The sequence below is a fragment of the Gordonia sp. X0973 genome, assembly GCF_013348785.1.
In the GTDB taxonomy this organism is placed as follows: domain Bacteria; phylum Actinomycetota; class Actinomycetes; order Mycobacteriales; family Mycobacteriaceae; genus Gordonia.
Map to the genome: position 1 here is coordinate 3,369,134 of NZ_CP054691.1, position 17,064 is coordinate 3,386,197.

The window sequence follows — 17,064 nt, forward strand, 5'->3', positions numbered from 1 at the left end:
TTCTATGCAGGAGCTATGACACCTCGCTGCGCGAGCAGCTCGACGATGCGACCGGCCAACTCCTCGACGTCGGCGTCGGTGGTGTCGAAGCGCAGGTCCGGATCCGCCGGCTTCTCGTAGGGGGCGTCGACGCCGGTCAACCCCCGCAACGACCCCTCGCGCGCGCGGCGGTAGAGCCCCTTCGGATCGCGGCGCTCGCATTCGGTGACCGGCGTCGACACGTGGACCTCGATGAAGTCGAGATCGGCCGCGTCGTGCAACTCCCGGGCGATGGCGCGATCCGATCGCAGCGGCGACACCATCGACGCGACCGCCACCACCCCGGCGTCGGCGAACAACCGGGCCAGGTGCCCGACGCGGCGGATGTTCTCGGCCCGGTCCCCCGGCGAGAAACCGAGGTCGTCGGAGATGCCGTGGCGGATGTTGTCGCCGTCGATCAAATAGGCGACCCGGCCGCGCGAGACGAGCAGCCGCTCCAGCACGACGGCCACCGTGGACTTGCCCGACGCGGGCAGTCCGGTCAGCCACACCGTCGCCCCCCGCTGCCCGGTCTTGCCCCACCGCTCGTCGCGGCCAAGGGAACTCGGATGCCACTTGATGTCGTTGCGGGTGGCCTTCCCGGGGATCACCTCGCGCGCGGCGTTGACGGTGCCGGCGGCCACCGTGTCGTTGGACGCCTCGTCGATCAGGATGAAGGCGCCGCCGTCGCGGTTGTCCGCGTAACGGTCGGCCAGCACTACCGACGCCGTGCGCAGCGTGACGGTGCCGATGTCGTTGAGCAGCAGCTCGCCGGGACCCACCTGCTCGATGAGGCTGTCCGGGTCGAGCCTGCGGTCCAGCGATTGGATCGTCGCGCGCACCGTGGTCGTGCCGTGTTTGAGCGCCACCCGGTCGCCGGCGCGCAGCGGCTTGTCGGCCAGCCAGCACAGCGTGGCCTCCAACTCCCGTGCGACGGTCGGCAGATGCGCATCCGGCGCCGCGCTCACGATCACGTCGCCGCGCGCCACGTCGATCTCGTCGGCCAGTCGCACCGACACCGACAGTCCCGCGACCCCGACCGCACGCCCGTCGTCGAGCGTGTCCAGCGCGGTGACGGTGCTGCGGCTGCCCGACGGCAGTACCGCGATCTCGTCGCCCACCGCGACGGTTCCGGCCACGATCCGCCCGCTGTAGCTGCGTCCGTGCGACGAATTGGGCCGCGAGGCGTACTGCACCGGCAACCGCAGTTGCGACGCCTGCGGCGACGGCGCGGAGAGTTCGATCCCCTCCAGGTATTCCAGCAGTGTGGGACCGGTGTACCAGGGCGTCGAGGCCGAGCGCCGCACGACGTTGTCGCCGGCCTTCGCGGCGACCGGGATGGCGGCGATCGACCCGATGCCGACCTGCAACGCCAGCTCGTCGAGATCGGCGCGCAGCTCGTCGAATCGTTCCTGGGAGTAGTCGACGAGGTCGATCTTGTTCACCGCCGCCACCACGTGCGGCACGCCGACCAGCGCGGCGATCCGCGCGTGCCGTCGCGTCTGGCGCTGCACGCCGTGCCGGGCGTCGACGAGGACGACGGCGACGTGGGCGTTCGACGCTCCGGTGAACGTGTTGCGCGTGTAGCGCTCGTGGCCCGGGGTGTCGGCGAGGACATAACTGCGGCGGTCCGTCGAGAAGAAGCGGTAGGCCACGTCGATCGTGATGCCCTGCTCGCGCTCGCTGCGCAGGCCGTCCGACAGCGCGGCGAGATCGAGCTGGCCGTCGTGCCCGGTGACCGACTCGATGTGGTCGTCGGGCAGGCTGCCGGTGTCGTGCAGGATCCGCCCGATCAGGGTCGACTTGCCGTCGTCCACACTGCCGACCGTCGCGAGGCGGAGGAATTGCCGATCCGGTGCGCTCGTCGCGGTCATCAGAAGTAGCCCTCTCGTTTGCGGTCCTCCATCGCGGCGCTCGACGTCCGGTCGTCGGCGCGGGTCTCCCCCCGCTCCGAGACGGTCGCCTCCTCCACCTCGGCGATGACCTCGGCCAGCGTCGTCGCCGTCGACCGGACGGCGCCGGTGATCGTCAGGTCGCCGACGGTGCGGTAGCGCACCCATTCGGTGGCCACCGCCTCGTCGGGGCGCGGATGGGTGAACGGCGAGACGGTGAGCAGGATGCCGTCGCGGGTGAACACCTCGCGCTGGGACGCGAAGTAGATCGGCGGCAACTCGATGTCCTCCAGCTCGATGTAGCGCCAGATGTCGAGTTCGGTCCAGTTGGACAGCGGGAAGATGCGCACCGACTCGCCGCGGCGGATGCGGCCGTTGTAGATCGACCACGGCTCGGCGCGCTGCGCCCGCGGATCCCATTGGCCGAACTCGTCGCGGAAGCTGAACACCCGCTCCTTGGCACGCGCCCGGTCCTCGTCGCGGCGGGCGCCGCCGAAGGCCGCGTCGAAACCGTAGTGCTCCAGCGCGTCGAGCAGTGTGCGCGTCTGCAACCGGTTGCGCGAACCGGAGGGATCGGTGGTCTCCTCCACCCGGCCGGTGTCGATGGATTCCTGCACCGACGCGACGATGAGCCGGATGCCGTCGGGTCGCTGCGCCGTCGGGGTGACCCGCTTGTCGCGGAAGGCGATCACCTCGCTGAAGTTGTGCCCGGTGTCGACGTGCAGGATCGGGAACGGCAGCGGATGCGGGCGGAACGCCTTCTCCGCCAGATGCAGCAGGACGATCGAGTCCTTGCCGCCGGAGAACAGCAGCACCGGGTTCTCCAACTCGGCGACCACCTCGCGGATGATGTGGACGGCCTCGGACTCCAGGATCCGCAGCGCTTGGACGTGGTCGACGGCGGCACTCGGGGCAGTCATCGCGGGTATCCCTTCTGCTGCGCGTCGGCGCGATAGCGCTGCGCCCACTCCTTGGAGCGGGTATTCGACTGCGGTTTGAGCGGCGGCGGCGGGGCCAGCGCCGGGTTCTGTCCGAGCGCGGTGAGCACCCGCGCCGTCGTGCCGGTGGGGTCGCGGGCGAGGTCGGCGAACGCGACGTCGACCGGCTCGATCCCCTCGCGCGCGAACCAGTCCTGCCACCGTCGCTGCTGTTCGGCGAGGATTCCGGCGAGGTGGGCGATGCCCTCGGCGCTGTAGAAGGTCTCCTCGTCGGGGACGGCGGAGACGTCGCCGTCGCGCCAGGCGCGGGTCTGCACCGCGCGCCACATGGAGACGGCCTGGGCGACCAGGTCGTCGCGGTGGACGTGGACGAATAGCGGGTCGGCGCCCAGCAGCCAACGCAACGCGGCCCGCAGGTCACCGGCGGCGACGCGGGTCCGCGCGATCAGCAACGGCGTCTGATTCCACATGAGCTTGCCGCCCCACACCCCGTTCCCGGTGGCACCGGCGGCGCGGATGTCGGCGCGCCACTGATCGGCGGTGCGCTCGTCGACATGCCCCGGCTCCGATACCGCGAGCCGCCCGACGATCGACTCGTCGTCGACCCCGGCGAACCACTCGCGCGGCTGCGGGGCGAGCGAGGACGAGCTGAAGTATTGGAAGAACTCGGCCGGCCGCCCCGCGACACCGGTCGCGGCCAGCGACTCCACCAGCAGGGTGGAGCCGCTGCGCTGGGTCGCGCACACGACATACGGCTTGGGGGTGCTCACGCCGGGAACGATACGGGCGCCCGGGGCCCCGGCAACCGCCCCGGAATTGCGCGCACCGCGGAGCCAACCCTTGCCCCGCCGACAGGTTCCGCGGCGGGATTCGGTTCCGGCCTACGTGTCGGAATCCCCGCCCGGGACCACGGCCCGGCGCGCGACGGTCACACCGCCGTCGAGTTCGCGGCGGGAACCTTGCGGACGGCGAGACGGCAAAGCCTCCTCACCTGGGTCGATGTCGCGGGACCTGGCCGCCCAGGCGCGCATGAACCCCTCGGCGACGGCCGTCCCGGTGGCGTCCTCCGGCAGCTCGTCGCCGGTCTCCACCCGCCACTGCGCCAGCTTCCCGGCAAGTCGCGCCGCGGTCTCGCGATAGGCCGGATCACCGGCCAGATTGTTTCGCTCAAGCGGATCGAAACGCAGGTCGTAGAGCTCGTGACGGGCCCGCGGGACGATCGTCGACTGGGGATCGAGCGATCGAGCCGAACTCGAATCGGCGATGTCGAGGGGCAGCACCAACTCCGGGCGCGGGGCGTAGTTCTCGATGTAGCTGAAATCCTTCGTGCGCACGGCCCGGATGGGGTCGTAGGCGTCGTGATAGGTCTTCTCGGTGAACACGGCATCGCGGACCTGATCCGCCGGCCCCCCGCCGCGAACCGCGTCGGCATGCGACACCCCGTCGACGTCGTCGGGGATCGGGCGGCCGAGCAGGTCCAGCACCGTCGGCGCGAGGTCGACGCCGGAGAACAGCCCGCCGTAGCGGCGACCGCCGGACTGTCCCCGTGGCGGGCGCATGATCAACGCGATCCCGGTGCCCTCGGAGTACAGCGTCGATTTCGCGCGCGGGAAGGCCAGACCGTGGTCGGTGGCGAACACGATCCAGGTGTTGGCGGCTAGCCCGGCGCGCTCGACCACGTCCAGGAGGCGTCCGACCGCCGCGTCGGCCTTGGTGATGCTGCCGTGGAGCCCGGCGAGGTCGGTCCGCACGTCGGCGGTGTCGGGCAGGAAGTCCGGGACGCCGATCGAGTTCGGATCGGCGTGGTCGTATTCGTCGGCCGGATAGGGCCGATGGGTCTCGAAGAATCCGGCGGTGAGGAAGAAGGGCTGGTCGGTGACGCCGTCTGTGGTCAACCAGTCCACCGCCTGATCGGTGACGTAGTCGCACCGCGAATCGGAGACGTCGACGGTGTCGAAGCCCAGGGTCGTCGGATCGGTGCTCTCGTGCTGCATGCCGAACAGCACCGTGCGGTAGCCGGCGTCGGCGAGCAACGACGGGAGGGTGCGCACGCCGGGGTGGTAGGCGAAACCGTGGTGGGCCAGCCCGATCAGACCGTTGCGGTGCGGGTATTGGCCGGTGAACATCGATCCGCGCGCCGGTGAGCACAGCGGTGCGGTCGCGTGCGCGTCGGTGAACACGATCCCGTCGGCAGCCAGGCGGTCCAGCGTCGGGCTCACCACCCCGCGCGCCCCGTAACACGGCAGGTGCCGCCCGAGATCGTGCCAGTGGATGAAGATCACGTTCGCGACGTCGGCCATGGCCCCATCATGCACCGAGTAGCGTGGCAGGACGATGGCCGACAAGTCTTCTGGCGCTACCAAGCCCCGCCGGCGCGGCCGCCCGCCCGGTCCTCCCGTCGACCCCCAGGTCCGACGGGAGCAGCTGCTCGACGCCGCCGAGTCCGCGATGCGCGAGTCCGGGCCCGACGTCGGGCTCGCCGAGGTGGCCGCGGCGGCCGGGCTGACCCGCTCGGCGGTGTACGCCGCCTTCGTCGACCGCGGCGCCCTGCTCGACGCCCTCGCCGGCCGCCACGCGCGCATCATCGTCGAACGGCTCACCCAGATCGCCGGCGGGATGACCGATCCGGCGGAGCAGACGCGCGCGGCGATCGACGTGCTGGCGGCCTGGTTCGAGGACGAGCCGCAGTTGGCGCAGGCGCTGTCCGAGCAGATGCTGCCGACCGACCCGGGCCGCGACGGATTCGTCATCCGCAGCCTCACCGAGATCCTGGCGACCGGCTTCGCCAGCCGCGGTCGCGGTGATGCGCCCGCCCGCACCTGGGCGCACGCCCTGGTCGGCGCCGTCTCGTCGACGATCACCTGGTGGTCGTCCACGCGCGAGATCAGCAGGGACGAAGTCGTCGACCATTTGTTCTTGCTGGTGTGGTCGGGGTTCTCGGGGGTCGGGCGCGTCGATTCTTGACGTCCACCGATGTAAAAGACACACTGTCTTTATGACTCGACGGGTGTCTCGCAAGACCGCCGCCGCCATTACCGGCGCACAGAACTGGGACGAGGTGCGCGCTCGCTACCCGGAGCACGTCGACGCCATGGCCGACGGACTGCTCGTCGGGGATCCGTTGGCCGACAAGGTGATCGCCGAACTCTTCGCCGGTGCCGGGCACCGCTGGAACGACATCGTCTCCGCACTCGACGACCCCTCCCTCGTCGACCAGGGTCTGCTGTCGAGGGCTCCCGCCTTCCGCGCCTTCCTCGAGCGGACCAGCACGCCGCCGCCGTGGTTCGACCCGGCACTGGCCCGCGCCGGCGGCGACGCCTGGTGGCGGTTCGGGTCGTTGCAGTCCAGCACCCTGTACCAGTCGCTCATCTACGGCTACCAGGCCCGCGGATTCACCCGACCGCTCGCCGCGACCGGCCGCCTCACCGAGGGCACCTTCGACCGCGTGCAGGCCACGGCCCGCTGGGTCACCCTCGCCTCGGCGCCCGGCCTGATGGAGGTCGGCGCCGGCGGTTGGGTGGAGACGCTGCGCATCCGGCTGGTCCACGCGATGGTCCGCCACCATCTGCACGCCAGCGGCGAATGGGCCGACGAGGTCTGGGGCGTGCCGATCAACCAGACGTATTCACAGCTCACCATCACCGCCGGCTTCCTGGCCCTGCCGCTGCGAATCGCCAAAGACTTCGGCATCCACTACTCGCGCGCCGACCTGGAGGCCATCACCCACCTGTGGCGGTGGATCGGCTGGGTGACCGGCGTCGACGACAAGCTGCTGCCCACCAACTACGACGACGCGCTGCGCATCTGGCGGATCTCCCAGGAGTTCGCGCTGCAACCCCACGACGACGCCAAAACTCTCGTCCGCGCGCTGCTCGACGACGGCTTCCGCACCGACCTGGGCCTACCCGGCCCGCTCAACGGCGCCGTACACGCGGTGTCGCGGCCCTTCCTGCGCACCCTGTTCGCCGCCGTGTCCACCCGGTGGGTCGACGACGACATCGCCGCCGCGATGGGCCTGCGCCCGACTCCGCTGCACCACGTCGTCGACCTCGCGCGACCGGTGGTCCGCTCCCGCGAGATCGCGCGCGCCATGGGCCTGCTCGGTTCGGAACGCGCCGTCGCACGGCGGGAGTTGCGCCTGGTGACCTGGCAGTTGGGCATCGACCTCACCGACCCGAAGATCGTCGGTGCCCGCTATCGCGCCGCCGACGAGAACCGGATGGACCCCGTCGCATGACCGCCCAGTTCAACCTCACCCGCATCCTGAACTGCCCGCCGGAGACGGCGTGGCGCTGGGTCACCGATCCCGAGCTGATGCGACGGTGGTCCACCGCCCGCGTCGATCTCGCCGACCCGGGCCCCGGCGAGAAACCCGACACCGCCGGTGCGCTGCGCGTCGTCACCCTCCCCGACGGGAAGCGCAAGCTGCGGGAGGTCGTCGAATACGCCGAGCCGCCGCACGAGTTCCGCTATCGGGTGTACGACGGCGGACCCCTGCTCCTGGACCATCGGGGCGTGCAGACTTTTGCGCCGCTGCCCGGGCGGCGGACCGAGCTGCGCTGGGAAGTCTCGATGCGGCTGGCGCTGCCCGGGGCCGCTCACCTGCTGAGCCGAATCATCCGCGGGCAAGTCGGCGAATCGCTGGATCAGCTGGCCGGACTGGTCGAACAGGTGCCGCTCGACGAGTCCGCGCCAGCGACGCCCCAGGTCGGGTCGATGACGCCGCCGGACATGGCCGCGCTGTTCGAGGATGCCGACGAGTCGTTGGCCACCCAGCGGTCGATCGCCGACCACTTGGCCGGGACCGACGACCCAAAGCAGTGGTTCGCCCGGGTCTACCAATACGTCACCGAGGAGATGATCGCGGCTGCCCGCAACCCCGCGACCCTGGGCCTGGCGCACCCGGATTGGGTGCTGTCGCTGATCCCGACCTTCCACGACTACTACGAGTTCAACCTCACCGCCTACCGCACCGGCGGAGCCGTCGAGGACGCGTGGGCCAAGGCGTGGTCGACGGCGGAGTCGACCGATCCCGAGCACCCGCACGTTCCGGTGATGAAGGGGCTGCTCTACGGGGTCTCCGCGCATATCGACGCCGACCTGCCGCGCGCGCTCGCCGAAACCCACCGCGCGCGCTACGCCGACCGCGACCTGCGCGAGTTCCGACCCGACTACCTGCGCCTGGCACCGGTGTTCACCGCCGCCTCCGACCGACTGCTCGCCGATCTGCCGCGCTCCCACAAGCCGTGGTGGACCGGCCTCGCGTCGAAGATCAACCCGCAGTTGCGCGACGCGATGCTCGCGAAAAACGGCTACGACGTCGGCCGCCACCGGGTGAAGAGTTTCGCCGCGGCCGTGGAGCTGGTGCGTCAGGAATCGGCATGCGCGTAGTCCGCCGCGTCGGTGCGGAAATCCGGGTCGCCGTATGACGCGAGCCGCTTGCGGACCAGCCCGGTCAGATAGCGGTCGACCATCGGGGCGAGCCTATTCCGCCGGCCAGCGGCAGTGATCGCGACGACCCGCCCGCCGATGAACGGCGCCGTGACCGCGACGCGCAGATAGTCGGCCACCCCCAGCGATACGCCCATCCGCTCCCCGGCCCGCCGGTTCCCCTCGCAGAAGGCCTGCACGAACGCGACCTTGCTGTAACTGCGCTCGACGGCATCGGCCGCCCGGTCGAACCGGGAGTCGTCGGCCCGCAGATAGGCGGCCATCGTCGAGGAGACCAGCGCGCGGCACCGGTCGTCGAATCCCGCCCTGAGCAGGGCGCCGCGCGCGTGGAACATCGTGACGATCTCGCGCGGGGTACTGGGAACGAGTTCGACGGGCAGGCCCAGCAGGAAACAGCGGTAGCGGGCGAACTCGACGAGGGCGCGCTCGCCGGTGCCGAACTCGGTGCGCCCGGACCGCAGTGCGGCGCGCGAGATCAGGTACAGGTTGATCATCCCGGCGGGCATCTGGTCGACCTGCGGGATCGGCACGCCGTAGACGTGGCTGTCCCAGTCACCGGTCTTCGTCATGGCGTTGACCCGGACCATCGAGTGCATCAGCCGCACCATCGCGGCGGCCTCGAAGCCCTTGCCGTCGCGGCGCATCGCGCCCGGCAGCGTCGTGACGGCGAAGAAGGCCGACGTCTCGTTGACCCGGTGCGCGGCACGACGGCCCGAGAGTGCCCCGGTGATGACCATCGGCAGGGCGGCGTAGGAGTTGGTGAAGGTGGCGATGAACGCGCCGCGCGTCACGAAGGGCGCGATCAGCGCGGCGCTCATGCGCGCCCGCGCGGCACCCTTCTCCACCAGGTCCATGTCGATCCAATCCGGCGTCGCCTCCATCGCCGCGATGAACCGGCGCAGCTCGGGCGGCGCGTCGGGCACGGCGCCGATCCCGTTTCGGCAGGCGCGGCGGAGCATCGCGATCAGCTCCGTGACGCTGCGGCTGGCGGTCAGCGCGGCGTAGGGATCGGCGTCGACGTCGCCGAGCATCGTCGCGGTGCCGATCAGCTCGACGAGTTTCTCGTCGGCGAGGATTTCCTCGCGGTCGCCGACGCCGTTCGGCAGGGCGGTACTCGCATCGGGTTCGGTGGCGAACCGGTACGGCAGCTCGTCGAAGTCGATGTCGCCGTAGACGGCGGGCAGCGATTCGCGCTGGTGGCGCACGCGGGCGCGCAGCTCCGGGTAGTACAGCGTCATGGCGACTCCTACTCACGTTTTGTGAGTAATACTCACAGAGCGTGAGTTAAGCTGTCAACCATGACCCGTGAGCCCCGCCGACGACTCAGTGCCGACGAGCGGCGCGAACAACTGCTCGACGTCGCGCACGCGATCGTCGACGGGGAGGGTTTCGCCGCCGCGACGGTGGGCCGCATCGCCGCCGACGCGGGCGTCGACCGGTCGCTGGTCTACCAGCAGTTCGGCGACCGGGCCGGGCTGCTCGACGCCCTGATCGCACGCGAGCAGAGCCGGGCCGCCAGCCATTTCGACGAGGCGGTCGCGGCCCCCCGTCCCTCCGGCGCGACCCGGCTGACCGCGACCTTCGACGGGGTGCTGCGGGCCGTCGAGGCCCACCCGGCGACGTGGCGGCTGTTTCTCTTCCCGCCGCAGGGCGCCCCCGTCGAGCTGTACGCGCGGCTGGCCGCATCCCAGCAGTCGGTGACCGACTATCTGGTGGAGCGCCTCGTCGCCCTCGACCCCGCGCCCGACGATCCGGAACTGACCGCGCAGATGATCCAGGCCGCCGGTCGCGAACTGTTGCAGCTACACCTGCGCGATCCGCAGACCTACCCGGCACAACGCGTGCGCGACCAGCTGCAGCGCATGGCCCAGCAATGGTTCGATCGGCTCGGCACGCTGACTCAGTACCCGTAGGTGTTCGCCGGCGCCGCCTCCTGCGTGGCCCGCTCCGCCTGGAGCCGCGGCACGTTCCCGGTGGCCGGCGTCGCACTCCCGTCGACGACGGTGCCGACCACCCGCCACCACGTCCGCGGCGGCGCTGCGGCCAATTGCGCGGCGGCCGGACCGGCCACCGCCATGCGGTAGGTGCGCGCGTCGGCGGCACAGCAGATGATCACCACCTGCGCGATCTCCGTGTGCCCGTCGTGCGGACTCGCATAGCCGTCGACGGTGATCGTGCGCCCGCTCAGCCCGCCGCCGTCGGGCTGGGTGGCCCGTTGGGCGACCTCGTAGACCGACAGTTGCGGCGCGGCTCCCGCAGGCAGCGGCGGGAACCGCACCGACTCCGCTGCCGCGATGTTGGAACTCGGCCCGCTGCTCGACGGCAGCAGGGCGGGCGGGGCAAGGAAGAAGACGACGAGGATCGGCACCGTCAACAGCCACAGCACCCGCGACGGCCGGTGGTCGTGCCCGGCACCGTCCTCAGCCGTCGCACCGCCGGTCCGGATGTCGCGCGCCATCGCGACGAGCGCCAGCGCGACGAGCACGACCGCGGAGACGACGAGATAGGGCTGCAGCCCGGGTTTGACGTAGCGCTCGAAGGTCCCGTCGAGCGCCGTCTTGCCGACCGTCAGGCCGAGGAACAGCAGGACGAGGTTCTGCGCTTCCCGCCCCATGTCAGCGCCACCCCAGGATCAGCGCGCCGGTCGCCGTGGCGACGACGACGGCCACCGCGAGCGTCGCGGTGGAGAAGCGGGTGGCGAACCGGGCACCGAAGGCACCGGTCTGCATGGCGATGAGTTTGAGGTCGACGACGGGCCCGACGACCAGGAACACCAGCCGCGGCACCAGCGGCAGCATCGAGAGGCTGGCGGCGACGAAGGCGTCGGCCTCCGAGCACACGGCGAGGATCACGGCCAGCGCCGCCATCAGCAGGATCCCCAGGAGGATCTGCCCGGAGAGTCGCTCGAACATCCACGCCGGGACCAACACGTGCATCAGGGCGACGGCGAGTGCGCCCATCGCGAGATAGCCGGCCGACTCCAGGAAGTCGTGGCGCATCGCCTCGGCGAAGCCGGACCAACCGCGCGGGGAGCCGTGTACCTCGTCGTGGGCGATCGCCCGGCGGACGATGATCGACGGGTCGCCGAATCGTGCCCACAGACCGCCCATCACCAGCGCGGTCAGCAGCGAGGCGGTGAAGCGGGCCAGCACCATCCGCGGCTCACCGGGGAAGGCGACCGCGGTGGAGATCAGCACGACGGGGTTGATGGCGGGTGCCGAGAGCAGGAAGGCCAAGGCGGCGGCCTGGGGTACCCCGCGATCCATCATCCGCGCCGAGATCGGGACCGACGCGCATTCGCAGCCGGGCAGCAGGGCACCCGCGACGCCGCCGACCCCGATCGCCGCGGCGGTGTTGCGGGGCAGCACGCGCGCCACCATCGACGGGGTCACCCAGGTCGCTATCGCGCCGCTGACCAGCGTGCCCAGCACGAGGAAGGGGACCGCCTGCAAAAAGACGCCGGCGAATACCGTGCCGGCAGTCGCCACCTTCTGATCGGCGTTGAGACGGGCGTTGAAGGGCAGTGCGACGAGCAGGGCCACGGCGAGGAGGAGCACGAGGATCACCGGGCCGCGCGTGCCGGGGCGCGGCTGCGGCGAGGCATGCCGACGATGCCGGCCGCCCGCGTCGACCCGCTCAGGTGTATTCCTCGACAACGCCTCGCACCCCTCTTCCCTCGTGATCGTAGGTCACCAAGAGGGGGTCGGCTCGCACATCCTTATTGATAATGGTTATCATTAAGCAATGACAGCCCCCGATACCAAGCGCATTCCCGTCACCGTCCTGTCCGGCTTCCTCGGCGCGGGCAAGACGACCGTCCTCAACCACCTCCTCGCCAACCGCGGCGGCCTGCGCGTCGCGGTGATCGTCAACGACATGAGCGAGGTGAACATCGACGCCAAACTCGTGGCCGAAGGCGAGGCCCATCTCGACCGGACCGAGGAGAAGCTCGTCGAGCTCACCAACGGATGCATCTGTTGCACCCTGCGGGAGGACCTGATCGAGTCCGTCGTGAAGCTGGCCCGGGAGGGGCGCTTCGACTACATCGTCATCGAGTCCACCGGGATCTCCGAGCCGATGCCGGTCGCCGCGACCTTCGACTGGGAGTTCGAGGACGGCTTCTCGCTCTCCTCGGTGACCCGACTCGACACCATGGTCACCGTCGTCGACGCGTCGACCTTCCTGCCCGAACTGTCGCGCGGTGAACAACTCGCCGAGCGCGACCTGCAAGCCGCCGCCGGCGATTCGCGCAGCATCTCCGATCTCCTCGTCGACCAGGTCGAGTTCGCCGACGTCCATCCTGCTCACCAAGACGGACCTGGCCAGCGAGACAGCCGCCGGCGCCACCGAGGCGGCCATCCGTCGGCTCAACCCGCACGCGGAATTGATCCGCGTGGTCAAGGGCAATGTCGACGTCGAGAAGCTGCTGGGCACCGGTCTCTACGACGTCAACGCCGCCCGCCAACTGTCCGGATGGGCCGAGGAGATGGCCGGCGGGCACACCCCGGAGACCGAGGAATACGGCATCGGCAGCGTCGTCTTCCGCTCCGACCGCCCGTTCCACCCGGCACGTCTCGCCCAGGCCATCGAGGCCCTGCACGGCATCGTGCGCAGCAAGGGGTTCTGCTGGATCGCCAGCCGCTGCGAGATGGCCGCGATCTGGTCGCAGGCGGGCCCGAACCTCTTCATCGAGGGTGCCGGGCCGTGGACCGGCACCGACGAGAAGCCGGGCCAGGAACTCGTGTTCATCGGCGTGCACCTGGACAAGACCGCACCGCAGCGGCTGCTCTCGGCGGCCCTGCTCACCGACGAGGAGTTGGCCGCGGGGCCGCGCGCCTGGGTCGACTTCCCCGACCCGCTGCCCCGTTGGGCGATGCCGCACGCGCACGCCTGACACCGGGCTACGGTCGGTGGATGAAGCGCCGCCACCCCAGTCATACCGTCTTCACCGACGGGTTCTACGCCGACGAAGGACGCGACTTCGCCGTGCGGCTCCTGCTGGGCTACTGCTCGTCGGGTGGAGCCGACGCCGGCGAGGTCCTCGCGACGATCGCCGGGTGCCGCGACGACCACGACCGGCAGTGGTCGGACGCGTGGCTGGCCCTGGGCCGCCGCCTCGTCGCCCAGGCCGACGCCAGCGCCGCCGCGGGGCACCGGATCAGCGCCGGATCGGCCTACCTGCGCGCGGCGAACTATCTCTCGCAGGCATTCGACGGACTCGACGGGCTGGCCGACGAGGGCGATCGGCTCCCGATCTTCTCCGAACACCGCGCGGCCTGGGAGGGATTCGTCGACCACGGCCCGTTCACGGCCCGCCGACTCCAGATCCCCTACGAACAGGCGACGCTGCCCGGCTGGCATCTGCGCCCGCAGACGGGCCCCGAGACCGGCCCGACCCTCGTCGTGGTCAACGGCAGCGACGGTTCCGTGTCCGCGTTGTGGTCGGCCGCCGCGCACGGCGCACTCGCGCGCGGATACGGGGTGGTGCTCTTCGACGGGCCGGGCCAGCAGTCGATGCTGTTCGAACGAGGTGTCGGGTTCCGGCCGGACTGGGAGAAGGTCCTCACCCCGGTCACCGATCACGTGCTGACGCTGCCCGGCGTCGACGCCGATCGGCTCGCGCTCTACGGCATCAGCCAGGCCGGGTATTGGGTGCCGCGATCGCTCGCCTTCGAGCATCGCTACGTTGCGGCGATCGCCGACCCGGGCGTCGTCGACGTCCGCGCCTCGTGGCTGCGGAATCTGCCGAAACATCTGCGGGAACTGTTCGCGGACGGGAAAAGCAAGGCGTTCGACGCGGAGTTGGGCGCCGGGTTGCGGATGTCGCCGCAGACCCGTCGACTCTGGGACTTCCGCGCGCGACCGTACCTCCCCGCCGACCCCGAGGCGGGCTACTACGACACGCTCCAAACCGTCGGGCAGTACGCCGTCGACGACGCCACGGCCGCGCGGATCAGCACGCCGCTGCTCATCACCGATCCCGACGACGAGCAGTTCTGGCCCGGCCAATCCGACGCCCTGGCAACGATGTGCCCGCCGGGTGTCGCCACCGTCGCACGCTTCACCGCGGCCGACGGGGCAAGCTGGCATTGCCAGCCGATGGCGCGGGCCCTGACCGATGAGGTCATGTTCGATTGGCTCGACGAACGGCTCAGTGCCCGCCGCGGATGAGCGCGGCGATCTCGGCGCGGTCGGCCACGTCGAGTTTGGTGCACGCCCGGTAGACGTGGCCTTCGACGGTGCGCACGGAGACGAAGAGGCGCTCGGCGATCTCCTTGTTCGAGAGCCCGGCCGCGACGAGGTTCGCGATCTCCCGCTCGCGCGCGGTGAGCGGCAACGGTTGCGCGGCCTCCACCAAGGCGGGGGTGCGCGCGCCACCGCACTGCGCGGCCAGCCGGTTGGCCAACGAGGCGGCGGCGACCGAGGCGGACCGGGCACCCGCCTCGGCGTGACGGATGCTCGCCTGGGCCGAGGCGTCGGCCGCGGCCAGGGTGAAACCGAGCCGGTACAGCTCGTCGGAGGAGGCGTCGAGGCCGGCGGCGTCTGAGTCGGCCAACGCGCGGGCATGCTTCGCGTAGGCGTCGATCAGCGGACCGTCGAGCACCTCGGTGAGTTCGGCGAGGCGGTCGGCACCCACCGGGTTGCCGAACCGCGCGGCCAGATGCCAGGCCTCCCCCTCGATGGCGAATTGGCCGCTGTCCGCGGCATTGCCGGCCGCCGCCACGGCGAGTTCGGCGGCCCGGTTGAACATGCCGGCCCCGGCGGCCTGCCACGCGACCGCGACGTCCAAGCTCGGCCCGAACACGGCGACGTGGCCGTCGAATCGGTCGCGCGCAACGGCGAGCGCTCCCTCGGCGGCGTCGCTCAGCCCCAATCCGGACAGCGCCATGACCTGCAGAATGAAGGCCGGATAGCTCCACGACGCCGCCGCACCCTCCTCGCCGAGGGCGGCCAGTGTCTGCTCGAGTCGGGTGACGGCGCTCTGCAGGTCGCCGCGCATCACGGTGACCTCCGCCGCGTGGATGCCGGACAGCGCCCACCCCAGGTAGTGCCCGGCCGAGGAGAAGTCGAGGTAGTTCTGCGCGGCCTTCTCCGCGTCGTCGAGATGTCCGGGCAACACCAGCGCCAGGATCTCGCCGAAACCCGCGGGGAAGCGCAGCAGTCCGTCGGTGACCCGTTCCGCTTCGCGGGCCTTCTCCGCGAGTGCGGCGACCTCGTCGCCGCGTCCGGACAGGGCGCGCGACAAGCTCCCGCCGAATACCGCCCATTCCACCGCCCACGGCGACGCGAGCGGGGAGCCCATCACCTCGTCGGACAGCGCTATCGCCTCGTCGAGACGGTTGGTGAACAGTGCGATCGCCGACGAGACGCCGGTGACGATGAGGGCCAGCGCGGGCTCTTTGACGCGTTCGGCGACCAAGTCCAACACCGCCTGGGCACTCTCGGCGTCGCCGACCGCCCAGAACAGGTTGCCGATGCGCAGCAATCCCCAGCGGACCAGTTCGACCTCGTCGAACCGGTCCGGATCGAAACCGGCGAGTGCCTTCTCCGCCTCGTCGGCCCGGCCCTGCCACATCAACGCGCGCGCCAGCGGCTCGGTCGCCGCCAATCCGCCGCCCGCGTCGACGGCGGCCTGGGCGAACCGCTGTGCCATCGGGATATTCGCCAGGGTGAGCGCCTCGTTCGCCGCGACGGCGAGATCGCCGCTGGGGATCGTGACGTCGCTGTCGAGGCCGAGATCGGCGATGAGGATTCGGTCAGCCGCCGTCCCGGAGTTCTGCGCCTGTAGCACCGAGACGAGCTTGCCGCGCAGCCGACGGGCCGTAAGGGAGCCCATCTTGCGGCGGATCACCTCGCCGAACAGCGGGTGGGTGAAGTGCACCCGCAGCACCGCCCCTTCCCGCACGATCCGGACCAGTTCCAGCACCTCGGCGCGTTCCACCGCCGATTCGCCGACCAATTCGACCAGAACGTCCAGCGCGGCCGGCTCGCAGAGACTGAGGTACTGCAGGACGGTGAGCACGTCGGTGTCGAGACGGTCGATCCTCCCCTCCAGCAGCGACGCCAGCTCGGAGGTGATCGCGGTACGCCCGCGCAGCTGCCAGACGCCGTTCGACTCGCGCAGCGTGCCGGCCTCCAGCGCTCCGTCGACGAGGTGGCGCAGGAACAGGGCGTTGCCGCCCGACGCATCCCACATGAGATCGGCGGACAGCCCCTCGAGGCGCCCGCCCAACACCGACTCCACCAGCTCGACGCTCTGTTGTTTGCTGAACGGGTCGACGGTGAGCCGCAGCAGATGCCGGTCCTTCCACAGCGATGTCACCGCGTCGGGGACCGCCTCCCCGCTGCGGACGGTCGCGACGATGTGTACCGCGCGGTCGATCGCGAGTTGGTGCAGCAGCGTCGCCGAGAGCTCGTCGAGCAGATGGGCGTCGTCGACGCCGATGATCGTGCTGCCCTCGGCGAGCAGCGACTGCCGCGCCGCGGACAGATAGGCGACCGGGTCGCTACTGGCCGACGGGCCGACGAGGTGGGCGAAGACGCCGAGCGGGATACCGCGCGCCGACTCGGTGCCCGCGACCCAGCGCGCGCCGCCGAGTTCGGCCGTGACCAAGCGGGCCAGTGTCGTCTTGCCGACGCCGGACTCTCCGGTCAGGATCACTCCGCAGCCGCCCGATTCGCCCTGCAACGCGTCGCGAATCACCTCGAATTCGCCGGTGCGCTCGACGATCGGCCAGTCCGCATGCATGGAAAAATGATAGGTC

Annotated in this window: 13 protein-coding genes and 1 pseudogene; 6 read left to right on the forward strand and 8 right to left on the reverse strand. The window is 70.7% G+C overall.

The features are described from left to right. Positions 1-2: 2 nt before the first annotated feature. The 4 genes from cysC to HUN08_RS16645 all read right to left on the reverse strand — a co-directional run bounded on the left by cysC (position 3) and on the right by HUN08_RS16645 (position 5,148). Positions 3-1,892 (reverse strand): adenylyl-sulfate kinase, encoded by a 1,890-nt coding sequence (cysC, locus tag HUN08_RS16630; protein WP_174900951.1) that lies wholly within the window; start codon positions 1,890-1,892, stop codon positions 3-5. After that, positions 1,892-2,830 carry a sulfate adenylyltransferase subunit CysD gene (cysD, locus tag HUN08_RS16635; protein ID WP_124248060.1) on the reverse strand — a complete coding sequence of 313 codons (939 nt, stop codon included), beginning with the start codon at positions 2,828-2,830 and terminating at the stop codon, positions 1,892-1,894. Before cysD ends, cysC begins: the two co-directional genes overlap by 1 nt. After that, positions 2,827-3,618 (reverse strand): Stf0 family sulfotransferase, encoded by a 792-nt coding sequence (locus tag HUN08_RS16640; protein WP_124248061.1) that lies wholly within the window; start codon positions 3,616-3,618, stop codon positions 2,827-2,829. Before HUN08_RS16640 ends, cysD begins: the two co-directional genes overlap by 4 nt. A 111-nt stretch (positions 3,619-3,729) precedes the next feature. After that, positions 3,730-5,148: a sulfatase gene (locus HUN08_RS16645; RefSeq protein ID WP_124248062.1), complete on the reverse strand. Its 1,419-nt coding sequence runs from the start codon at positions 5,146-5,148 to the stop codon at positions 3,730-3,732. A 34-nt stretch (positions 5,149-5,182) separates the two neighbouring features. Here HUN08_RS16645 and HUN08_RS16650 point away from each other — a divergent pair, with 34 nt between their 5' ends. The 3 genes from HUN08_RS16650 to HUN08_RS16660 are packed head-to-tail and all read left to right on the forward strand — an operon-like array spanning position 5,183 to position 8,239. Further along, entirely contained in the window at positions 5,183-5,812 is a 630-nt protein-coding gene (locus HUN08_RS16650) for a TetR/AcrR family transcriptional regulator (RefSeq protein WP_124248063.1), read from the forward strand. A gap of 31 nt (positions 5,813-5,843) precedes the next feature. Continuing rightward, positions 5,844-7,085 (forward strand): oxygenase MpaB family protein, encoded by a 1,242-nt coding sequence (locus tag HUN08_RS16655; protein WP_124248064.1) that lies wholly within the window; start codon positions 5,844-5,846, stop codon positions 7,083-7,085. Next, positions 7,082-8,239, forward strand: coding sequence for an SRPBCC family protein (locus tag HUN08_RS16660; RefSeq protein WP_124248065.1), 1,158 nt, complete (start codon positions 7,082-7,084; stop codon positions 8,237-8,239). Before HUN08_RS16655 ends, HUN08_RS16660 begins: the two co-directional genes overlap by 4 nt. On the opposite strand, the gene HUN08_RS16665 is transcribed toward HUN08_RS16660, so the two are convergent. Continuing rightward, positions 8,218-9,537: an oxygenase MpaB family protein gene (locus HUN08_RS16665; protein WP_124248066.1), complete on the reverse strand. Its 1,320-nt coding sequence runs from the start codon at positions 9,535-9,537 to the stop codon at positions 8,218-8,220. The genes HUN08_RS16660 and HUN08_RS16665 overlap by 22 nt on opposite strands. Positions 9,538-9,597: 60 nt before the next feature. Between HUN08_RS16665 and HUN08_RS16670 the strand changes: the two genes are divergently transcribed. Next, positions 9,598-10,212, forward strand: a complete 615-nt coding sequence (locus tag HUN08_RS16670) for a TetR/AcrR family transcriptional regulator (protein ID WP_124248067.1) — start codon at positions 9,598-9,600, stop codon at positions 10,210-10,212. On the opposite strand, the gene HUN08_RS16675 is transcribed toward HUN08_RS16670, so the two are convergent. Both HUN08_RS16675 and HUN08_RS16680 read right to left on the reverse strand, forming a co-directional pair. Next, positions 10,200-10,913 (reverse strand): TIGR03943 family protein, encoded by a 714-nt coding sequence (locus tag HUN08_RS16675; protein ID WP_124248068.1) that lies wholly within the window; start codon positions 10,911-10,913, stop codon positions 10,200-10,202. The two genes, HUN08_RS16670 and HUN08_RS16675, sit on opposite strands and share 13 nt — an antisense overlap. Position 10,914: 1 nt before the next feature. Further along, the gene (locus HUN08_RS16680; RefSeq protein ID WP_124248069.1) at positions 10,915-11,865 is read right to left on the reverse strand and encodes a permease; all 951 of its coding nucleotides are present in this window, start codon (positions 11,863-11,865) and stop codon (positions 10,915-10,917) included. 178 nt (positions 11,866-12,043) lie between these two features. Between HUN08_RS16680 and HUN08_RS16685 the strand changes: the two are divergent. Together HUN08_RS16685 and HUN08_RS16690 are read left to right on the forward strand one after the other, a co-directional pair. After that, a pseudogene (locus HUN08_RS16685) lies at positions 12,044-13,193 on the forward strand (GTP-binding protein). 20 nt (positions 13,194-13,213) lie between these two features. Next, positions 13,214-14,470 (forward strand): S9 family peptidase, encoded by a 1,257-nt coding sequence (locus tag HUN08_RS16690; RefSeq protein WP_124248070.1) that lies wholly within the window; start codon positions 13,214-13,216, stop codon positions 14,468-14,470. Here the strand turns inward: HUN08_RS16690 and HUN08_RS16695 are convergent. Beyond that, positions 14,451-17,048, reverse strand: coding sequence for a LuxR family transcriptional regulator (locus HUN08_RS16695; RefSeq protein ID WP_124248071.1), 2,598 nt, complete (start codon positions 17,046-17,048; stop codon positions 14,451-14,453). The two genes, HUN08_RS16690 and HUN08_RS16695, sit on opposite strands and share 20 nt — an antisense overlap. Positions 17,049-17,064 lie beyond the last annotated feature (16 nt).

Excerpts from the sequence above, each read along its gene's own strand:
- HUN08_RS16670 (WP_124248067.1), top strand. The coding sequence starts at position 9,598 with ATGACCCGTGAGCCCCGCCGACGACTCAGTGCCGACGAGCGGCGCGAA.
- cysC (WP_174900951.1), bottom strand. The coding sequence starts at position 1,892 with ATGACCGCGACGAGCGCACCGGATCGGCAATTCCTCCGCCTCGCGACG.
- HUN08_RS16645 (WP_124248062.1), bottom strand. The coding sequence starts at position 5,148 with ATGGCCGACGTCGCGAACGTGATCTTCATCCACTGGCACGATCTCGGG.
- cysD (WP_124248060.1), bottom strand. The coding sequence starts at position 2,830 with ATGACTGCCCCGAGTGCCGCCGTCGACCACGTCCAAGCGCTGCGGATC.
- HUN08_RS16660 (WP_124248065.1), top strand. The coding sequence starts at position 7,082 with ATGACCGCCCAGTTCAACCTCACCCGCATCCTGAACTGCCCGCCGGAG.
- HUN08_RS16655 (WP_124248064.1), top strand. The coding sequence starts at position 5,844 with ATGACTCGACGGGTGTCTCGCAAGACCGCCGCCGCCATTACCGGCGCA.
- HUN08_RS16695 (WP_124248071.1), bottom strand. The coding sequence starts at position 17,048 with ATGCATGCGGACTGGCCGATCGTCGAGCGCACCGGCGAATTCGAGGTG.
- HUN08_RS16690 (WP_124248070.1), top strand. The coding sequence starts at position 13,214 with ATGAAGCGCCGCCACCCCAGTCATACCGTCTTCACCGACGGGTTCTAC.
- HUN08_RS16650 (WP_124248063.1), top strand. The coding sequence starts at position 5,183 with ATGGCCGACAAGTCTTCTGGCGCTACCAAGCCCCGCCGGCGCGGCCGC.
- HUN08_RS16675 (WP_124248068.1), bottom strand. The coding sequence starts at position 10,913 with ATGGGGCGGGAAGCGCAGAACCTCGTCCTGCTGTTCCTCGGCCTGACG.
- HUN08_RS16665 (WP_124248066.1), bottom strand. The coding sequence starts at position 9,537 with ATGACGCTGTACTACCCGGAGCTGCGCGCCCGCGTGCGCCACCAGCGC.